Raw genomic sequence first — 16,900 nt, forward strand, 5'->3', positions numbered from 1 at the left:
TCATCAATTATCGACATAATAAGCGTTGATTCACTACATCTGATAATAATTCAACTTCATCGGTTTGCTTCACCTGGATAACATGCTTTAATTCTTCTTTCATTTGTATGAACTCTTCTTTCACGTCAGGGAAGGCTTCTAAATAAGCAGGGTGATACCTAACACCTTCCTCTCCATCAAAAAGTGCCGAATAAAACAGACCCGATTCAACAATATCCTGGAAAAAATGACTACCGTAAGAAAGCTCCGGCATAAATCCACTTTGCTCTGAAGCAACCTCACAAATTGCAGTCATATTTTGAATTTCAGTAAAATGAACAGGTACACCTAATGATGGTGTAGAAGTCCCCCATCTACCCGGACCAATCAATAATACCTGTTTATTTTTTAGCATTCTATTCAGAACGCCGATCTCTCTAGCAATTGTATATTTATCCTGTTCCTTTAAACTAAGGTACGCCTTCATATCTACATATATAATGTAATCGATGGCTATTCTTACATTTCCTCCCATAAAGTTTCCATTTGATGCAAATAAACAGGCGTCCTCTTTCTTTATTTCTGGAACCTCAACAGCTTTTCCCAGTCCCCGTGTCTGAAGTGGACGACATTGAACAATATTGATTTTATAGTCTTCTTTTGATTTAAAGTTTGCGGTAAATTCGACATCTACTGGATACTCATATATTTTTTGTAACGTTTGTAAAATACGCTTCATGTCCTTTGGAAATGCTGAATGTTTTAAAAGTAGTTTGAAATCTAGGATATAAGGGGTTGGCATATTTTCATAACCCAAATCTTTTAGTCGAAAAGCAGTTTCCGTATCAATAGAAGCAAATAGATTTCTTTCTACGTTCCACACCTTCGATATAGCTTGGTCCACACTCACACTGGTAAGAATATTTTCTTTAACTGAAAGTACATCTATTCCGTGTTGAGAAAACTTCTTTAAATCATCCATATGAAGTAGCGGTTTTCTAGCTGGATTATCTAAGGTCACGAGCTTTGCATAATCATCTACCGTTCTATCAACAGCGCGTGTTCCTAAGCCAAAAACAAGGCGAAGCATACCAGCATCCATATCAACATTTTTGTCCCAAACATATAAATTGGAGGAGTTACCCACACCTGCTACATGCGGGAAAAAGTTTTCTTCGTAATGATCCCCTGAAACACGCTGAACTAAAATAGCCATTTGTTCATCTTTCGCAAAAAGACCACGATTTAACCGATATTCTAAAGCTTCCTCGTTCATTGTACTAGCATATACTGTGCGAATTGCACTTTCAAACGCCTCATACCTTTCCTCTGGAGTCCCTTGGTTCACACAAAAAACACTCTCATACTTACCAGCAAAAGCATTTCCAAAATTATCTTCTAAAAGAGAGCTTGATCTTACAATAATAGGTGACTGACCAAAATATTCTAAGACTTGAATAAATTTTTCTTTAATGGTTTGCGGAAAATCACCAGTAAATAATTTTTCTCTCAATTCCTTGGCATAGGAAAAATAGCCCTCTTTTGTCTTTTGATTTACTCGGAGCTTCCACCAACCATTTTGAACAATGTAAGTATAAAAAATATCGGAACCTAAATAAAAGGAATCGTGGGGTTCCATTCGTTGACCGAATAAATCTGGATCTTCTTTTTCAATTATTTTTCTAGCTAGCAGCATACCAACTGTTTTACCACCGATAAAACCCGTTCCGATTTCTCTAGAAGCAATTTGTAAAATGTCAGCTAGGGAAAAATATGAATCACAAAGCTCAAACATTCTAGAGCGTTCTCCTATTAGTAAGGACATCAATAACTCTTTGGTCTTTTGCTTTGTTTCTTCATCTTTATTCAAATCGTTTTTCGCATTCGAGAATATAACATCCCAATAATCCATTCTTTCTTCCACACGATTTAAGTTAGCAAATAAAGCAGAAGCGTCTGTACTTGCAGTTATACTAATTGCTTGTTCTCCTTCAATCTGATGTGGAAAAAACATGGTTGGAGAATACCGTTGCCATACTTTAAGAGGGTGGATATAAAAATTCCCTTCTACCTTACTAAGGTCAAGAAAAACCTGCGTCGTTTCCCTGATTCTAGCAATCGTATTATACGTATGCACATTACGTGTTAAAGCAAAATATGCAATTGTATCTAATTCAAACAAATAAGGACAACAAACTCTAAAAAAGTTACCAATCATCAAATCCGAATACCAATCAGATAATAAATCAGTTAAACAATCGAAAATATAGATCGTTTCTTTTCCTTCTTTTTCAATAAGTCGATGAATTTCTGTAGCAAAGCTTTCAAATCCTATAGTTGGATCAATATAAAAGGTTACTGTTACCTCATTTTCATTTAATAAAGCTTGATGCTTTCCGAACCGAACATATACTATTTTACGTTTTTCTTCTTGCATTTTTTTGACAAAAGAATTGACAATAGCCTGATAATTTTCAATTCGATCCACTTGCCAAACAACGTTATCGCCCAATCTTAACGAATCAATTGCCTCATCAAATCCTTTAAATCCCGTGCTAATTCTATTGTTAAATTCCATTTTCCTCACCTATCTTTATTGATCTTATATTCTTATTATAACATCAATAACAGATAAACCTATATCGATTATAGATAGGAATATTCGATATACTTGATAAAAGATATTCCTACTTAAGGGATTAAAAATAGTTTGAGTTGGAATCAGTATTAAGCTAAAGTTTCTCTTTACCTTATGAAAAACTTAAGCCGGCTTTCATATTATTATTCGTTAATTCTTTCTAGCTTTAGGGAATATCCATATATTTGATTATTACTTTTAATTAGATATCCAGTTGATTGAAAATCGATCATTAAATCCTTTTCCAAGTGCATTTGTGCAGACGAATTTATATACACAGGAACACTATTTGTTTCCAATGTCCTAGTGTTTTTCGGTTTTTTATTAAACAACTGTAACCTTACAGCTCCATCAAGCGGATTACCACATCCTCCTAATTCATAACTTAAAAATATAAAACTGTCTTCATAGGATTGTAATTGTTGCACTATTTGGTCAATGGCTTGTTCAGTAAAATGAATGTTCATAATTTCCTCCTTTGTTATTTCGGATTAAACGGTGAATAATCTATAAACTTAAAGGATGGATTATTGGAATTTTGAGTTTCTAATACTTTAGCTATTTGAAACTCAATTAACCTTTTAGCACCGGGATGTTTTAATTTCTCTTCTTCCGTTAAATCCCAAATGATTTTTGACTCTCCAGATAGTTGAAGTGTATGACCATTAAGAAAATCAATGAACAATAATCCAGTTTTTGGATTGTCATAGATATTACCCAATGTGTTAAACATCATGTTTCCAACATAATCTGGGTATTGAATTGTATTGTCATTCAAAACATGTATAAACCCTGGTTGTCCTCCTCTATGTGAGACATCTGCCTTCCCCTCTAAATTAGCACTTGCTATAAAAAATGTATCTGCTAATTCGATCCAATTCCATTGTGATTCGCTTAAACTTAAATGATACTCTTTTTTTAGCGGCAGTCTTTTTCTGCTTTTATTTAATTTCATTTTTCTTGCTTGAATATATTTGGGGCAATTTCCGTAGACTTGCTCAGTTGTGACTTCCATACTGTTATTCTCCAAAATTCGAACTGTCCCATTTATTCTAATGCGAATTCTCTTTAGAAAATCAATAATTAGTATTCCAACATTAGGATTAGATTTCAGGTTTGCTAACAATACATCCTGTTGATCGTTAACCTCGTTAATTTGAATAGTTTTTTCATCTAACACTTGAATAAAACCTTGCTCACCATAAATAAAAGAGGACCATAAACCACCTTGTAGATCACTTGATCCTACCACAATCATAGACTGTAATTCTATAAAAGATTGGAAAGACTTATTCATATATGGTTGAATAATTCGCCCAACAATATCTGCATCACTACTTACTCCCAGCTTGGAGTGAATAGCACGTTCGCCAGAGTGAAATACACTACTCATTAATAAACCCTCCCATCATTACAGACCTTCAAACAGATAATATTTATCCTCATTCTTTAAATTAACCATTAAATTTGATTTTCAATGGTTAAAATATACACGATATATAATTAACCTGTCAACAATGTTATAATAGGTTAATGTTAGAACTGTTAAAAGGAGCTGTTTTAGTTGGAACGCACATCAAAGTTTCCACTTTTGTCTGGTTATTTATCACTAGACCTTGTAAATACAGAGATAGTCAGAAATGGAAAGCGCATTGATTTACTTGCTTCGAAAGAAAATTTAATCGAATGGATTCATACGTTAGATAAAGAGGGCATTATATCTATTCAACAGCTTTCAAAAAATATAGAGGGATGGGCAATTAGTGCCCTACCCATGGTTAAACAAATTCGCTCGTCCTTACGTAAGGCATTTGAAGGGTTTGCTGACGATAAAGAGCTTAAGAAAGCGTGGCTCTCTAACCTAGAAAAAATTATTGATAACGCCCCATTTACTTATCGATTAAAAGAAAATAAACTAATTGCAAAGCCAACCGGCCAGCCAAAGGATGCTTTTCTTTCCCTGATAGCCTATGATGCACTGCGACTGTTATCAGAAGATAAAATTACAAGTATGCAACGCTGTGCCAATCCTGATTGTGTTCTATTATTTATGGATACAAGAGGAAGAAGAAAGTGGTGCTCTATGAAAATATGTGGTAATCGCGAAAAGGTAACACGTCATCAAAATAAGAAAAGACCATGAATTGGATATTCATGGTCACTGGTCTGATTCATTCATAGAAGGATTATTATCTAACATGTTTTGTATTGCTCGTTGATCAATTCGAATCGTTTCGAATATACTTTTTTCTAACTGTTCTATGCTTTCGGGTGTTATTTCCTTACCGTAATTGAATTCACTCAATTCCACATCCCAAAGAAACTTCGCTTTTCTATCTAGAGGTAAAGGTTGACCTTTCTGGCCACGTTCCAAAATATCCTTATAAATAGCATTGACCTCCTGTCCTCCAAAAAACTCCACTTCCCGTGGTTCTGAATACATCGAGAACATCTGTCTACTTGCAATTTTAATGAATTCCCAAGCAAGTAATTTATGCTCACTTGTAGAAGAAATAGCTAAAGAAGAACCGCTATCCTTTTCTACTCCCGTTAATCCAAATGGAAGTTCTGCAATTTTCCATTTCCCACTCTGTTCAGGTACCCAACTCTGCAATAAATCCACCCCATAAGAAGCCATATAGAACATAACTAGTTCGTCATTTTTTAGGGCTTCTTTTCCTTGGTTATCCCATATGTTTAAGTGGGGACTTAATTCATTTTCTTGAATTAATATGGAAGCGTCAATTGTTTTTTTAAACGAACCTTGCTCCCCTAAGTATTGCAGATCAGAATCAAAATAGTTTTGAGATCGATTTAACATAATTAATATTGATTGCTCGGATTCTAATATATAATGATTATTCTCTTTTAACCTTGAAGCTAGTCTCATAAAATTTTCTTTATTAGATAGATAATGAGACAATGCTTTTGGTTCAGTAGGATAACCATACTCCTCTAAAATATCTTCTCTATAGAACGTAACGTATGGAAAGCTTAATAAAGGCATTGCATACATTTTTTCACCTGAAATATCTACTGCACTGCGCAGTAATCCATCTGGATATTGACTGAAATATGACTCCTCAAAATAGGGAGGTTCTTTTAAATTTTCCAATCCATCTATTCCTGAAAATTGCCCTAAATGATTGTTCGGTATCATGAAAATATCAGGGGTTGCTCCAGAAATAATACTTTCTTGATAAATGTTAACAAGATTGTCCATATCTTGAATAACGACTTTTACTTCCTTATTCGGAAAGGTACTGCGATATTCTTCAATCGCCCCTTCAAATATATTCTCTGTTGCCCAAATGGTAATTGCATCCTTATTTTTATTTTGCGTGTTTTCTTTTACTTCAGGCTTCTTTTGTACGATGTTATCAAATGTATTCAACTCTAAACTATTACAAGCAGTTAAAATGAGTAGAGAAAGAAGAATAGTTAAAAATTTCATATACTTCATTCGTTCTCCCCCTTACATATTGAAAATTGTATTCCGTTTTTTCCTGTTTTCTTTCTTTCATACATAGCAGTATCTGCATGGTGTAATAAATCGTCAACCGTTTGTCCATCACGCGGGAAACTACTAACTCCTAAACTTGCTGTAAGCTCCATTATATAGTGCTTTATTTTAATAGGGCGGTTTACTACTTCTAATAAACGCTGACAATTTTCCTGCACAGTCGTATACGTGACTAAATCCATAATAGCTACAAATTCATCCCCTGCTAACCTGTAACTTCTTATTCCCGGATTTTCTCTTTCAAATGCCATCAGTCTTTTTGCAAATATTTTAAGTAGTTGATCCCCACCGCTATGACCTATGTTATCATTGACTTGTTTAAAATGATCAAGATCAATAAATACAATCGCAAACTCTTCACCAGTCTCCTGACCTTTCTCAATTCTTTTTTGAATGTCCAAATGAAAAGAATAACGGTTTGGTAAAGCTGTTAATCCGTCAAAATGAGCAAGTTGAAATAACTTATTTTCTGATACTTTTAATTGCTGTGTCTGCTCTATTAACAATTTATTTTTATCTTGTATTTCTAAAAACATCGAACGAAGTCTAATAGAAACTTTTTCAATATTATTAGCTAAAGACTTAAACTCCATAATATTTATTGTGGATGTTTTAAACTCTTTTCTTTTTTCTAACTGATTGGGTAATGCTCTAGTTTGCCTTGTGAGAGACCATAATGATTTAGACAAAATACGATTCGTTACCATTCCCAAGCCTAAAGCAACATATAATACGAGTATAGTCATCGCCACATATTTCCGCATGCTTTCTACAACCAACTGAATGTTTTCTTTTAGTGGAGTAACAACAATTATTTGCTTATCTAAAAAAGTAGATGTGGAAATGTAGAAGCCATTCTCCCAGTTTTCAATTTTATTTTGATTTTTTGGTAAAATAAAATATCCCATTTCATTAGGATCACTTACATAACCTGAGGTTAATTGATCGTATACCTCTGCTTCATTTCCTTCTGCTAAGCCAATGGTTAAATAAAATGTTCCATCATCATTTAAAACATACAAGAGCCTCTCTTCATTATCGATGGCCTGTTCCATTGTTAATTTGAAATGTGCTTTCTCAACTATAGAGCCTAATTTAAAATTTTGAATTTCTGTTGAGTCCATTTCCTCTTCTATTTCTAGCACTCGACTTTCGAGTCTTTGATGATCCTGCGTTAAATCAGTATAAATTTCATCCTGTAATAACCATCCATTGAATATCATCACTAAAACCAGTGGTACCGTTGCAGAAAGAACCATAATATAAGAAATGATCTTCCCAAAAAATATCGGTTGTTTTTTAAGAGGAAAGCGCTTAAAAAATGGTAAGTATGGTAAATATTCACTACTGATATCAGCAAATAACGCAGAAATTAGAACTGATACAATAATGCTCATTATCATGCCAGCGGATTCAACTGTTGATAGTATATCTAAAAGTCTTGTCAACACAAAAAAACTGATAAGAACTACTAATGAATATAGAAAAGTCCATGTTAATATATCTTTTTTCAAATATTTATAAAGACCACCAATAATGATCACTTCTAATAAACTGATAAATACGAATGGATCTTCTGGAAAAATAAAAAATACAATAGCTGAACCAAAAAATGCAGCAATTACTCCTGTTTTGTATCCTATTATTCTAACTAAAACAAAGTAGGCAAAAGCAGAAAACTGAATGGACAACCCAAAGAGTAAGGGTAAAGGAAAAAGCTTTAATACTATTCCTAAACACGTAAAGAATAAAAATAAAACTACCCACCACTTATTTTTGTTATCTATTCTCATAGCTCCTCCACCCACCCTTCTTTTAAAAATAAAAAAACCTACACAACTGCAGCGTAGGTTTGTATAAATCCTTTGATTTAATACAGAGTAACCCAGCCATCATCGTAAGAAATTACGTTAGATCTGTAGCTTTGCGTCCTTATTTTTCAATAAGTTTGCCTTTTTCCATTTTTATAGTATTATCTTATCATAAGTTTAACATAACCACCAAATAAAATGAATCTTTTTTCCTATCATTTTTCATCTTACTATTAATTATAGTCTGTTCAAGTGAAAAGTTAAATAACTATAATTGATAATTTATGAACATTTTAAAACAGTGTTTTGACTATTTCATTTTCTTTCAATTAGATATCTATGCTTTTTTCACTCGCATTTGTGAAAAAAACAGAAATTTCGACAAATTATTAAAAATTTATTTTTATATGAACTTTTACCTATGTAATTTTTTCGACATAAATGTAGATATTGCTAGCACTAAAAACAAAGAATAAAACCAAACAGATAACGAATAGCCAAATAGTGTGTGGGACGTATAAATTGTGAGAAGTATATTACCAATTCCAAATATCATTAAAGCTAAGGTGATTAATGATTGTTTCGTCAACCGCTTATCAAAACTTAGCATAACAATTACTAAAAAAATGAAAAATAGGAAGCTTGCAATATTAATTAATTCCCCTCCTAATATAACTGGAAGAAAATAATAAAATATAGAAGCAAGTGAATATAGAAATACCGATATATAAATGGTTTCTATACGATGCGGTATTGTCTCTTTTTTAGGGATGAATAAGTAAATGATAAAAAATAAAAAAGCCCAATAAAAAGCAAAAGAGTCGCTAGGATAAGCTAATACAGCTATTGGGTCTTCTAAGAACAATGGAAAGTGTATCAGTATCTTTCCCATCCATAAACCTAGTAAAAAAATAAATAATGCATTTCCATTTAAATCAAGGGCCCCTTTTAACTTCTCTTTTTTCAATGGTTGAAATAAAAAGATAATCAGAAATGCCAGTAAGAAACTTACTAAAGTAATTAACATACTTCCTTTTATGACAAGAGAGCCGATCATCCAACCTGTTGGCATGTTATTTCACTCCTAACTCTTTAAAAATATACATCTAGATACTCATTTAAAAATGCGATAAAGCAACGCCTGCTTTATCGCATTTTTCCTTCACTATGCTACTGTCTTATCTATACATTGAATTAATCGATCCTCTATATCTTTTGCAATTTCTTCTAATTCGGAATCATCGACCATACTAATCATAGCAGATGGCTTTGGTAAACCAATTTTTGTCTGGTTCTCATCTTTGTAAAGAACAATTTTACATGGTAAGAAATACCCTACAAGTAGATTTTTATTCAGTACTCTTTCTGCTTCTTTTGGATTGCAAACTTCTAAAACAAGATATTCAGTATCAAAATCTAATCCTTTTTCTTGAAGCTTATCCTTAATATCGAATTGCCAAAGAACACCAAATTGTTCTTCTTTCAAATTACCTTCTAACTTCTCCGTAGCTTTTTCAATTGATAAGTCTGTTTTTACTGTGTAATGAAACATGAAAAAACACTCCTTTTTAATAGTTTGAAAAAATCCCTGTGGTAATGCCACAACTAACAACACACTAACAAACCTCAAAACTATTGATAGAAGAGTTAAGTCTAATTTTAACATTATTGAAAAGACATTAAACCCCTATAGGTATATAATACCTCTATTTAGTTTCCTTAAACATATAACTTTTAATTCCTAATAAAGAAACTTGGCTGTCGCCAAGCTTCTTTATTAACCTTTTTTTATCCAAAATTTAAGCACTTCATTTTCTTCTGTATCTTTTAAAAGCTCATGTCCTCCAGACTTAGCCCAAGCTGTTAAGTCACTTTTTGCACCTTTATCAGTTGCATGAACTTCTAGTACCTCTCCACTGTTAAGATCTGCTATAGCCTTTTTAGTTTTAACAATTGGCATTGGACAAGCTAGTCCTTTTGCATCTAATACTTTTGCTGATTCCATTTTATTACCTCCTCAAGTGTCCATTTCTGAAATTAGTTTTTATGATTCATTTTTTTCGACAGAACCTTGCCATTCAATCATCCCTGGTACAACATTTTTTACGGAATTAAAGCCATTTGACGTTAATTTTTGAGCTGCCATATCACTTCTGCTACCAGTTCTACATATAATATGCCATTCTTTTCCTGTATCTAATTCAGATATTTTTTTATCCAAGTCTCCTAATGGTATATTAATTGCCCCTGGCACATGACCAAATGCATACTCTGCAGGTTCTCGAACATCGATAATTGCTAATTTTTCTGCTTCTACTTTCGATTGGAAATCAGACAATTCTACTACATTCGGATGTTTTTTTTCTTCATTCGTTTCATCTGCTGAAGCTTTGCGTAAATAATGCTTTAACACATCACCTTCATCTACAGTACCGAGATATTGATGACCTGTACTTTCCGCCCAAGCTTTAAGGTCAGCTGTTGACCCTTTGTCTGTTGCTTGAATTTCTAGTACATCACCAGCAGCAACATCTTTCATTATTTTTTTCGTTTTTACTATCGGCATTGGGCAAGCAAGCCCTTTTGCATCTAATACTTCATTAGCATCTATATTCATAAAAATCCTCCTACAAAACTAATCATTATTTTTTAGGTATTTCGACTTCATCTTCCCAAGCCATCATTCCACCGCTCATGTTGGTAACATCATATCCATTTGCTAATAAATATTCAGAAGCTCTACCACTTCTAGCACCAGAACGGCATACCATAAAGTGATGTTCTTCTTTGTTGATATCATTTAATCGTTCTGGGATTTGACCTAAAGGAATGTGAACAGCACCAGGAATCTTACCTTCTGCTACTTCTTCATCTTCCCTTACATCAATCACACTTACGGTTTCCCCGTTCTTTATTTTTTCAGCTAACTCTAAAGCACTAATTTCTTTCATTTAGAACCCTCCATATTTTTTTATATTTTATCCTAATCAAGAAAAATTAGTTTACGAAATTTTAAATTTAAATAAATAACGTGATATTTCCATCTTCTGAATCACCGATATATGCAGCAACTCCTGCATATTCAATTTCATCTAAAAGTTCTTCTTTGCGTAAACCTAATAAATCCATCGTCATCGTACAAGCTATTAGCTTAACATCCTGCTCTTGTGCCATTTCTACTAATTGGGGTAATGGTAAAGCGTTATGTTTTTTCATAACATCTTTAATCATTTTTTGACCCATCCCCATATAATTCATTTTGGATAAACCCATTTTATCAGCACCTCTAGGCATCATTTTCCCAAAGATCTTCTCCATAAAACTTTTCTTAACTGGTACATGCTCATCCTTTCTTAAAGCATTTAACCCCCAGAATGTATGAAAAATGGTTACTTCATGATCATATGCTGCAGCTCCATTAGCAATTATATAAGCAGCCATCGCTTTATCATATTCTCCACTAAAAAGCACTATCGTTGTTTTTTTGGTGTCTGACATTTTACTTCCTCCTATATACCAATACATGTAACGGTATTGTATTTATGATAAAAAATAGAGTTAATAAATTTCAATTAACTCTATCTTCAACTTTTCAAAAAATCTGTCCGATGATGAAATAATTAACCTTTCATCCTTTTAAAAGGAGCAGTAGTATCTAATAAAAAACTACTGTCAAGATACACACAAAGCCAATTTCAATGATCCGAATTAAATATTAAGATCAAACCTTGAAGGTGAATTAAATTCGTTATCTGCTTTTCACTAATAAATTTACAGCCTCTTGAATCACATCTTCACTCGATTCCCCATTTGCCTTCTCTTCTCTAATACACCGTTCTAAATTAGAACTAACAACTAAAGCTGCTGTTTTATCTAATGCGCTTCTAACGGCAGACATTTGAGTGACTACATCTCGACAGTCTTTTCCCTCATCCATCATTTTTATTAATCCACGTACTTGACCTTCAATACGTTTCATTCTATTCACAACTTTATCATCATAATCCATGTCCCAATTACTCCTTTCTATCAATCCGAATTATAAGAGCTTTGGATTTAACTATATCATACTAAAACTATCGGATTTAGCCAACTAATTTGTTGTAACTTTAAGACACTTTTCATTTTATACCCCTCGCGGTATATTGTCAACTATTACATTTGTTTTTTTAATCTTTATTCAACAACACCAATAAGGGTTTTTATTTATCTAATTTAAAACAAATAGTAAATATGGTAGTCAAAGAACATGTATAATAAAGTTTTAATTCTCTTTGTAAAAAGGTAAAATCCGAGAAAGTTGACTCGGTTTTTACCTTAATCTATTTTTATCTAACGGCACAACGATTTGGTCCGATTTCCATTTCACGTTGCTTTTCTTCATCTGGAGTAACTTTCCCCATATTTGTTTCACGTATTTCTTGATAAGCATTCGGTTGTGGTGGCAAATTCTCTGTAACCATTTTTCTAAATGTATTTTCGTCTTCTATATTTAAGCCATGATTTTCTGCAAATAACTCCCCTAACGGTTTAGCCACACTTCCATCATTATTTAATTCTTCAATAATCATAAAATGCGCTGGCAGTACAATTAAATCAGAAGATAATTCTTGATAGCGATAATATAAACTCTCTCTTAAATCCGTCACCCAATCCTCTGCTTTTCCTGCAAGATCAGGTCTACCAATTGAATCAATAAACAAAATATCACCAGTTAAAAGGTACTGTTCGTCTACTACAAAGGAAGTTGAACCTATAGTATGACCAGGAGAGTATAAAGCTTGAATATCAATTTTGGTAGAACCTATTTTTACAATGTTTCCATCTTCTAACGGTTCATATTCAAAAGTCACTTCTTCCGCATCTTTAGGTGGTAACCAATAGGAAGCACCAGTTGCTTCAGCTATCTTTCTGCCTCCAGAAATATGATCTGCGTGTAAGTGAGTATCAAAAATATGTTTAATTTCAACATTTTTATCTTGTGCAAAATCTAAGAAAATATCGGTAATTCTAGTTGCATCAATAATTGCTGCTTCTCCATCTGAAACTACCATATAAGACAAGCATCCTTTACCAATGCGAACAAATTGATAAATTTCTCCGCCTTCTTTCAAATTACCGACTTTCACAGGTTCTAAATGTTCACTCCAAGCTTTCATTCCACCTTGAAGATAAGCAACATCTCTTCCTGCTTCACTTAACATTTCTGCTATCATCACAGATGAGCCTTCTTTAGCACATACAACTAACACATCCATATCTGAAGGAATTTGATCCAGAATATCTTCCACGCCATCAATTAAATCGAAATAAGGTATATTTAGATAATTGAATTTCTCCCCTTCAATTTTCCAATCATTATAATCTCCTTCATTCCGTACATCCAATATAAATAATGATTCTTTATTAATCACTTTTTGTGTTACTTCATGAGCTGTCATTACTTTTACTGCCATCCTTTTTACCCCCAGTGGTATTAAAATTAGTTTAAATATTCCACAATGTTAAGTTTTCACTAAACATTGTGGTTCGCTCTTTCTAAAAAGTTAATGTAACATCTGCTTCGTTTGCATATTCTAGAAAAGTAACTGCTCCACCAACATTAACTCCGGATACAAATGAATCTTTTTCAAGCCCCATTACATCCATCGTCATTTGACACCCAACAAATTTCACTCCTAGCTCTTGTGCCATTTCTACAAGTTCTGGAATACTTGCTACATTTGCATTTTTAAAGCCTTCTAAAAAATGTTCCTTTCCTGCTGGCATTTCTAAGTTTTGGTTAGCTTCTTTATGAATTAAATTCAATCCTTCAAATGTAAAAAATATTTCTACCTCTTGGTCAGAGGCTGCTGCAGCAGTAGCTATATTAAACACTTTATATGCATCGAATAATCCACCATTACTTGCTATAATCGCTAGCTTTTTGCTCATTTTAGTTTCCTCCTATAATAATTAAATATTGATTGCTTCCATAATATTATTTGGGTCAAAGTAAAGTACCCACTTACCATTAATCTCTGTTTGTGGCACTCCCATTTGACCCGTTGTATTTACTAAATGTTTCATCATATTTGGTTTCTCATCTACATTAACTTCCTTAAATGGTATGTGCTGATCTGTAAGGAAATTTTTCAACATAACACAATATGGACACTGTGTTGTGGTATAGACAGTAACATTAGTCATAATATTCTCCCCTTATAATTTTCTATTATGATTAAATATGAAGCTTGTTAAGACCAAGCACTCATACCTCCTTTAGTATTTGTTACCTGCGTAAAACCTTGTTTTTTAAGAACACTTGCAGCTTTTTGACTTCTCATTCCACTTTGACAAATCACTACCACCTCTTTATCTTTAGATAAATGTTGAGTTGCTTTTTGCCCCAATTCATGTAAAGGAATATTTTTAAACTCCTTAATGTGGTTTCTCTGATATTCAGCAGGTGTTCTTACATCTACAAATTGTTTATTCTTATCTTTAATCATTGTTTTTAATTGCGCCGTTGAAATATGTTCTACACCTTTTACCGGTATGAACCTTTTGACTATAAAAAAGATTAAGACTGCGAATAATAGAATTTCTAACCAACCCAAACAATCACTCCTCATCATTATTTTTACATATACCCGTATAGGTATAATTTAAAGCAAAAAAATTTATTTGTCAACTATCTGCTTTTCACTAATAAATTTACAGCTTCATTAATGAGAATCTCTGCTTGTAGTTCATCTATCAATTGAGATTCTTCTACACTGTGAACTAAATTAGAACTTACGATTACGCCAATCGTGCGATCGACAGCAGTACGTATTGCTGATAATTGAGTAATCACATCTTTACAATCTTTTTCTTGTTCCATCATCTTTAATACACCGCGAACTTGACCATCCATACGTTTGATACGGTTAGTTACAGCAGTATTATACTTCACAAAAATTCCCCCATTTCTTTTAAAGAAATAGATTTTTATACATATTTAGCGTTTAGGGGTATTGATTTTTATTCATCAAATAATTGATGCTACGCTTATATTATACCCCTATCGGTATTTTGTCAAGGGTATCGATTTTATTATCGATAATCAAATCATTTAAAAACGAACACAGCATTCTGCAAGAATAAGTTTATAATTATATTAAAGGAAGATAAAATCCCATGTAACATTGTTCACAATGTTGTGATATTTATCACAAGATCTTCTCAAAATAATATGTTATTATAGGTATAGGGGTATTGGTATTAACTTATTAGGAGGAATTATTGTGACTAACAAAATTATAATTATAGGTGGGGTAGCTGGTGGAGCAACTGCAGCAGCTCGATTAAGAAGATTAAATGAAAAAGCTGAAATTATATTATTTGAAAGAGGAGAACATATTTCATTTGCAAACTGTGGTCTTCCATACTATATAGGTGAAACAATAAAAGATCGTCAAAAATTATTGGTTCAAACGGTAGAAGGAATGAGTAACCGATTCCAATTGGATATTCGTAATCTTACCGAAGTTACTGCTATTGATCGTAAAGAAAAAAAAGTAACTGCTAAAAATCTTGAAACGGGGGAAGTTTATACTGAAAGCTACGAGAAACTAATTTTATCTCCTGGAGCGAAACCGATCGCACCACCAATTCCAGGACTTAAGGAAGCATCCAATGTTTTTACCTTAAGAAATATTCCTGATACAGATAAAATCAAAGCACATGTTGATGAAAAGCATCCCAAAAAAGCAGTAGTTGTTGGTGGAGGATTTATCGGTTTAGAAATGGCCGAGAATTTGGTGGAACGCGGCATCCATGTAACTTTAGTAGAGATGGCAAATCAAGTAATGGCTCCATTAGACATCGAAATGGCTGCAATTGTTCATAAACATATAAAAAGTAAAAATGTAGACCTTGTTTTAGAAGATGGGGTGAAATCCTTCCATAACGAAGGTGCCAATATAGAACTAGTAAGCGGAAAAATACTGGAAGCAGATCTAACTATTCTTTCTATTGGTGTTCGCCCTGAAAATTCATTAGCTACTGAATCTGGTTTATTGACTGGGGACCGTGGAGGTATTAAAGTTAATGAATACCTTCAAACAAATGATGAAAATATATATGCAATTGGAGATGCAATTGAAGTTACAGACTATGTAAATGGACAACCTACAATGATTCCATTAGCAGGACCTGCTAACCGTCAAGGTCGTATAGTAGCAAACAATATTTTAGGTACACCTGAAACCTATAAAGGAACATTAGGGACAGGGATCGCTAAGGTATTTGACCTTACCGTTGCAACTACAGGTAATAATGAAAAAACACTAAAGCGAATCGACCAAGATTATCAAATCATTCATATTCACCCAGCTTCACATGCAGGGTATTACCCTGGGGCGCATCCAATTGCATTAAAAGTCCTCTTTAGTAAAGAGAATGGGAAAATATATGGTGCACAAGCAGTTGGAGAAGATGGTGTTGATAAACGAATCGATGTAATTGCTACTGCTATACGCGGTGGATTAACGATTTCAGAATTAGCCGATTTAGAATTGTCTTACGCACCTCCTTTCTCTTCAGCTAAAGATCCAGTTAATATGGCTGGATATGTTGCTTCTAATATTATAGAAGAAGAAATAGAAACAGCTCAATGGCATGAGATAGACAAAATTGTTGCTGATGGCGGGTTAATTATCGATGTACGAGATGCAAACGAACGAGACCACGGTTTTATTAAAAACTCTATCAATATTCCAGTAAATGAGTTACGTGATCGCTTAGATGAATTACCGAAAAATAAGCCAATTTATATATCGTGTCAAGTAGGGCTAAGAGGATATCTAGCTACTCGAATTCTTAAGGGTAACGGGTATCACCCCATTAACATTGATGGTGGTTGGAAAACGTTTGAAGCTACGCTAAAAAACGAATAAGCATGATAAAACCCTTTGCAGACTTTTG

19 protein-coding genes and 1 riboswitch are annotated in these 16,900 nt (G+C 33.3%); of the genes, 2 read left to right on the forward strand and 17 right to left on the reverse strand.

The genetic code is table 11. The features are described from left to right. Nucleotides 1-7: 7 nt before the first annotated feature. The 3 genes from DFR57_RS07500 to DFR57_RS07510 form a co-directional block, all read right to left on the reverse strand. Complete coding sequence (locus tag DFR57_RS07500) at nucleotides 8-2,557, reverse strand: PEP/pyruvate-binding domain-containing protein (RefSeq protein WP_114352517.1); 2,550 nt, start codon at nucleotides 2,555-2,557, stop codon at nucleotides 8-10. Between the two features lie 203 nt (nucleotides 2,558-2,760). Further along, nucleotides 2,761-3,084 (reverse strand): iron-sulfur cluster biosynthesis family protein, encoded by a 324-nt coding sequence (locus tag DFR57_RS07505; protein WP_114352518.1) that lies wholly within the window; start codon nucleotides 3,082-3,084, stop codon nucleotides 2,761-2,763. A gap of 14 nt (nucleotides 3,085-3,098) precedes the next feature. Further along, nucleotides 3,099-4,010: a pyridoxamine 5'-phosphate oxidase family protein gene (locus DFR57_RS07510; RefSeq protein ID WP_114352519.1), complete on the reverse strand. Its 912-nt coding sequence runs from the start codon at nucleotides 4,008-4,010 to the stop codon at nucleotides 3,099-3,101. Between the two features lie 171 nt (nucleotides 4,011-4,181). On the opposite strand from DFR57_RS07510, the gene DFR57_RS07515 reads away from it, so the two are divergent. Then, nucleotides 4,182-4,760 carry a CGNR zinc finger domain-containing protein gene (locus tag DFR57_RS07515; RefSeq protein WP_114352520.1) on the forward strand — a complete coding sequence of 193 codons (579 nt, stop codon included), beginning with the start codon at nucleotides 4,182-4,184 and terminating at the stop codon, nucleotides 4,758-4,760. A 15-nt stretch (nucleotides 4,761-4,775) separates the two neighbouring features. Here DFR57_RS07515 and DFR57_RS07520 read toward each other — a convergent pair whose 3' ends face one another. From DFR57_RS07520 to DFR57_RS07585, 14 genes are all read right to left on the reverse strand, one after another. Then, entirely contained in the window at nucleotides 4,776-6,080 is a 1,305-nt protein-coding gene (locus tag DFR57_RS07520; RefSeq protein WP_114352521.1) for an ABC transporter substrate-binding protein, read from the reverse strand. After that, on the reverse strand, nucleotides 6,077-7,933 hold the full coding sequence (locus tag DFR57_RS07525) for a GGDEF domain-containing protein (protein ID WP_114352601.1): 1,857 nt from the start codon (nucleotides 7,931-7,933) through the stop codon (nucleotides 6,077-6,079). The genes DFR57_RS07520 and DFR57_RS07525 overlap by 4 nt, the downstream gene beginning before the upstream one ends. Nucleotides 7,934-8,016: 83 nt before the next feature. Next, nucleotides 8,017-8,103: riboswitch (cyclic di-GMP riboswitch) on the reverse strand. 263 nt (nucleotides 8,104-8,366) lie between these two features. Continuing rightward, nucleotides 8,367-9,023: a hypothetical protein gene (locus DFR57_RS07530; protein ID WP_114352522.1), complete on the reverse strand. Its 657-nt coding sequence runs from the start codon at nucleotides 9,021-9,023 to the stop codon at nucleotides 8,367-8,369. A gap of 93 nt (nucleotides 9,024-9,116) precedes the next feature. Beyond that, entirely contained in the window at nucleotides 9,117-9,503 is a 387-nt protein-coding gene (locus DFR57_RS07535) for a DUF302 domain-containing protein (RefSeq protein WP_114352523.1), read from the reverse strand. 225 nt (nucleotides 9,504-9,728) lie between these two features. After that, nucleotides 9,729-9,956, reverse strand: coding sequence for a sulfurtransferase TusA family protein (locus DFR57_RS07540; RefSeq protein ID WP_114352524.1), 228 nt, complete (start codon nucleotides 9,954-9,956; stop codon nucleotides 9,729-9,731). A 39-nt stretch (nucleotides 9,957-9,995) separates the two neighbouring features. Continuing rightward, a complete protein-coding gene (locus DFR57_RS07545; protein ID WP_114352525.1) occupies nucleotides 9,996-10,568 on the reverse strand; it encodes a sulfurtransferase TusA family protein in 573 nt (190 codons plus the stop codon). A 25-nt stretch (nucleotides 10,569-10,593) separates the two neighbouring features. Then, nucleotides 10,594-10,902 (reverse strand): rhodanese-like domain-containing protein, encoded by a 309-nt coding sequence (locus DFR57_RS07550; protein ID WP_114352526.1) that lies wholly within the window; start codon nucleotides 10,900-10,902, stop codon nucleotides 10,594-10,596. A 67-nt stretch (nucleotides 10,903-10,969) separates the two neighbouring features. After that, a complete protein-coding gene (locus DFR57_RS07555) occupies nucleotides 10,970-11,449 on the reverse strand; it encodes a DsrE/DsrF/DrsH-like family protein (protein ID WP_114352527.1) in 480 nt (159 codons plus the stop codon). Nucleotides 11,450-11,699: 250 nt separating this feature from the next. Further along, nucleotides 11,700-11,960: a metal-sensitive transcriptional regulator gene (locus tag DFR57_RS07560; protein WP_114352528.1), complete on the reverse strand. Its 261-nt coding sequence runs from the start codon at nucleotides 11,958-11,960 to the stop codon at nucleotides 11,700-11,702. Between the two features lie 319 nt (nucleotides 11,961-12,279). Continuing rightward, a complete protein-coding gene (locus DFR57_RS07565; RefSeq protein ID WP_114352529.1) occupies nucleotides 12,280-13,407 on the reverse strand; it encodes an MBL fold metallo-hydrolase in 1,128 nt (375 codons plus the stop codon). Nucleotides 13,408-13,489: 82 nt separating this feature from the next. Continuing rightward, nucleotides 13,490-13,885: a DsrE/DsrF/DrsH-like family protein gene (locus tag DFR57_RS07570; protein WP_114352530.1), complete on the reverse strand. Its 396-nt coding sequence runs from the start codon at nucleotides 13,883-13,885 to the stop codon at nucleotides 13,490-13,492. Between the two features lie 21 nt (nucleotides 13,886-13,906). Continuing rightward, on the reverse strand, nucleotides 13,907-14,140 hold the full coding sequence (locus tag DFR57_RS07575) for a glutaredoxin family protein (protein WP_114352531.1): 234 nt from the start codon (nucleotides 14,138-14,140) through the stop codon (nucleotides 13,907-13,909). Nucleotides 14,141-14,187: 47 nt separating this feature from the next. Continuing rightward, complete coding sequence (locus DFR57_RS07580; RefSeq protein ID WP_114352532.1) at nucleotides 14,188-14,550, reverse strand: rhodanese-like domain-containing protein; 363 nt, start codon at nucleotides 14,548-14,550, stop codon at nucleotides 14,188-14,190. 74 nt (nucleotides 14,551-14,624) lie between these two features. Next, on the reverse strand, nucleotides 14,625-14,888 hold the full coding sequence (locus DFR57_RS07585) for a metal-sensitive transcriptional regulator (protein WP_114352533.1): 264 nt from the start codon (nucleotides 14,886-14,888) through the stop codon (nucleotides 14,625-14,627). 331 nt (nucleotides 14,889-15,219) lie between these two features. Between DFR57_RS07585 and DFR57_RS07590 the strand changes: the two genes are divergently transcribed. Then, nucleotides 15,220-16,872, forward strand: a complete 1,653-nt coding sequence (locus tag DFR57_RS07590; protein ID WP_211315353.1) for a CoA-disulfide reductase — start codon at nucleotides 15,220-15,222, stop codon at nucleotides 16,870-16,872. The last annotated feature ends 28 nt before the right edge of the window (nucleotides 16,873-16,900 follow it).

This window comes from Saliterribacillus persicus, from assembly GCF_003337485.1.
GTDB lineage: Bacteria > Bacillota > Bacilli > Bacillales > Amphibacillaceae > Saliterribacillus > Saliterribacillus persicus.